2 protein-coding genes are annotated in these 3,605 nt (G+C 35.5%); both read left to right on the top strand.

Annotation, left to right across the window (positions count from 1 at the left end; all coding sequences use genetic code 11):
* On the top strand, positions 1-627 hold a 627-nt coding region (locus RM542_RS14775), incomplete at its 5' end, for a discoidin domain-containing protein (protein ID WP_311386522.1).
* Positions 628-677: 50 nt separating this feature from the next.
* Positions 678-3,605: PQQ-dependent sugar dehydrogenase (locus RM542_RS14770; protein WP_311386521.1), on the top strand; the 2,928-nt coding region annotated here is incomplete at its 3' end.

Raw genomic sequence — 3,605 nt, 5'->3', positions numbered from 1 at the left:
CAGGACAATGATTACCAACCATGGTGGCAAATAGATTTAGGGAATTTAAGTACTATAGAAGAAATAATAATTTACAATAGAACAGACAAACTGCAACAGCGTTTGAATAATTTTTATGTCTTCGTTTCAGCCACGCCATTTGATGAAAACCAATCGTTACAAGACTTAATTGACGACAATAATGTTGAAAACCAATTCTTTAGCGGCAATGCCGGCTTACAAGAAACTATAAGCATGAATATCGTTGGCAGGTATATTAGACTGCAGTTAGATGGAAATGGACCTTTGCATATTGCTGAATTTCAGGTTATTGGATGCGGTAGTACCAGTTCAGCGTTTTTATACAATATTGACGCTCAGATAAGCAGATTAAATTCTTTCGATTTTATTGTTTTTCCGGTTCCCAGCAAACAAGTATTTAACCTTATTTTACCAGAATCTTTTGAAAGAAAAGGCGCTCTTTTTGTTACTGATATAAATGGTAAGGTTGTATTAAAAAAGAATATAGAATCTGTATATCGAGAAAACCTGCAGTTTGAACTAAAAAATATCTCAAATGGAGTTTATAATGTAATTTTAAAACAAAAAGAATTTAGCTGGAGAAAACAAATAATATTGCGAAAATAGACTCCCCCTAGCAATCTTATTTTAAACCAGTTTAACCAATCAATTTTAGTGTGACAAAACCAATCAACCTTAGGTTTAAGGTATTGCGATTTATTGCAATTACCTTGGGGATTTTATCAATTTCATTTGTTCCATTTTTCTTTGCGCCAGGATTGGAAAATCCGGAACCAATTGGAACGTTTTTAAATCAACAATTTCCTGCAGACCCGCCATCATCGAGCCCTTATCGAGTTGCTTTCCCAAACATTACGTTTAATACGCCAACAACTTTTAGTTACCTTCCTGTTGTAGATAAATTTATGGTCGGTCAACGAGAAGGAAGTCTTCATTGGTTTGATAATAATGAAACAACTACTCAAAAGAACCTACTTATTAATTTGAGTGATGAAGTAGGAGAAGTTTGGGATGGTGGTTTATTAGGTGCTGCAGTTCATCCAGAGTTTGGGTTAAATAATAACAACTACATTTATATTTGGTTTACAACCGAAGATAGTCTTGGGAGAGAATACCCTGATTTTCCTGGAAATTATAACTGTTTTTCTGAAGATTACTGGGGTAATTTTTTAAAGTTAGTTCGTTTTGAAATTAATGTAAATGATATTTCCATTGTACCAAACTCTAGGCTTGATATGATGGTTTTAAGAATGTACGGTACTACTCACAGAGGTGGGGGTATGGTTTTTGGAAATGACGGCTTTCTTTATTTAACAACCGGGGACCAAACAGGAGCATCAAAAGCCCAGGAAATAACTTCTAATTTAGATGGCGGTGTTTTAAGGTTAGATGTAGATCAAGACGCTACAAAAAGTCATCCTCCAACTAGATTGATGCCAGATGATGCAGGAGAAATAGATGAGGTCTCTGGTGTTGGTTATTGGATTCCAAATGATAATCCATTTGTCAGCGCAACAGGTGATAATTTTGAAGAATATTATACCGTCGGTCATAGAAACCCATTTAGATTAACAAAAGATCAATTAACTGGTGAGCTTTTTATTGGAGAAGTGGGTAGAAGTACACACGAAGAAATTAATGTAGTAGTCAAAGGTGAGAATTACGGATGGCCTGTTTTTGAAGGATATGCAGATGGCTTAAATTGTGTTCCAATGTACGATGATATGACTCAAAAAGGTCCTCTGGTTGCTTTTCCTAGGAGCGAAATGAATGCCATCATTGGAGGCTATGTTTACAGAGGTACTGAAAACCCAGCTTTATATGGCAAATATCTCTGTGCCGATTATGGAGATGGTGAAGAAATTTATGCGGTTGATCCTCAAACTGGATCTTATGAATTTATTTCAAATTTTCTCCCAGAGAATGTAATTGGATTCGGTGAAAACCCAAATGGTGAATTGTATATAATGCAATTTGGGAATGATACTCATTTATATCAGATTGTTCCTTCCGCCACAAATGCTGTTAATGTTCCTCAAAAATTATCAGAAACCGGAGCTTTTTCAGATTTAAACAGTTTAACTCCCACTCAAGGTTTGATTCCATATGAGTTAATAGAATCATTCTGGTCGGACGGAGCAGAAAAGAAAAGGTGGATGGCAATTCCCAATGATGGAACGCATGATACATCAGCTGAGCAAATTAAGTTTTCTGAAAATGGCGTTTGGGAATTTCCAATCGGTACCGTTTTAGTAAAACATTTTGAAATGCCCATTGATGAAAATAATCCATCCTTAACTAGAAGACTTGAAACAAGATTTTCGGTAAAAGCTAATGATGGTAATTTTTATTTTTTGACCTATAAATGGAATTCCGCGGGTACTGATGCAGATTTATTGAGTTTTGGTCTTGATGAGCAAATTAATATCAATTTAGCTGCTGGAGGAACAAAAACTATCAATTGGCGTTATCCAAGTAATAGTGAATGTATCTCTTGTCATAATAACACTTCAAAAGGGAGCTTAGGTCCTAGAACTCGTTATTTAAACTCTGATTATACCTACCCTCAAACCGGAGCTACAGGTAATCAATTGATAACCTTGAGTCATTTAGGGATTCTAGATGAAAATATAGATGCTTCAGATCTTTCTAGCTTTTTAACTTACAAAGCACTTGACGACCAAAATGCTACTTTAGATGAAAAAGCTAGGTCTTATTTAGACTTAAATTGCGCCTATTGTCACCAACCAGGTACTGGTAATAGAGCTCAATTTGATTTAAGATTACAAAATACCCTTCAAGAAACAATCCTTTTAACCTCTGGAGTAAATACATCTTTAGGAATAGAAGGAGAAGCAATAATTGTTCCAGGGGATGCTTCAAAATCAATTCTATACCATAGAATGAATAGTACACAGCCTGGCATTGCCATGCCTCCATTGGCCAAGGGGCAAATTCACGATGAAGCAGTAAGCCTTATCAATGATTGGATAAATCAATTGGATGAAAATTCAGATAATGGTCTTTGTCAAAACAGTACCAATCTAGCCTTAAATAAAGCCGCTAGTCAGTCATCAACATATGGTAATGGTGTAGCTGGTATTGCTGTCGATGGCAATACGGTCGGAACTTCACCGTGGGATGCAGATTTACAGCACACCATTAGTGGGCAAAGTCAACCTTGGTGGCAAGTTGATTTAGGTAGTCAAAATCAGATTGAGCAAATAATTATTTATAATAGAACAGATAAATTACAAAACAGATTAAATAATTTTCACATCTTCATATCAGCTAATCCCTATGATGTAAATGCATCATTACAGGATTTAATAAATGACACTAGTATTACCGATATTTTTTATGAAGGTGAAGCTGGGCTCCAAGAAACTTTTGGGGTCATAGCAGATGGAAGATATGTTAGAATTCAACTGAGTGGTGAAAATGAATCATTACATATGGCAGAAGTCATGGTAATGGGATGTGATAAACAGTCTAATGATTTATGCCAAGGAGTTGCTTTACCTTTAATAGAAGTTACTGGACCATTTACTACTAATGATGACATTCAAACCTTAATAGCAAAC

Source organism: Croceitalea sp. P059, assembly GCF_031846365.1.
Classification (GTDB): Bacteria; Bacteroidota; Bacteroidia; order Flavobacteriales; family Flavobacteriaceae; genus Croceitalea; species Croceitalea vernalis.
This window is presented reverse-complemented; position numbering and strand designations above follow the sequence as displayed.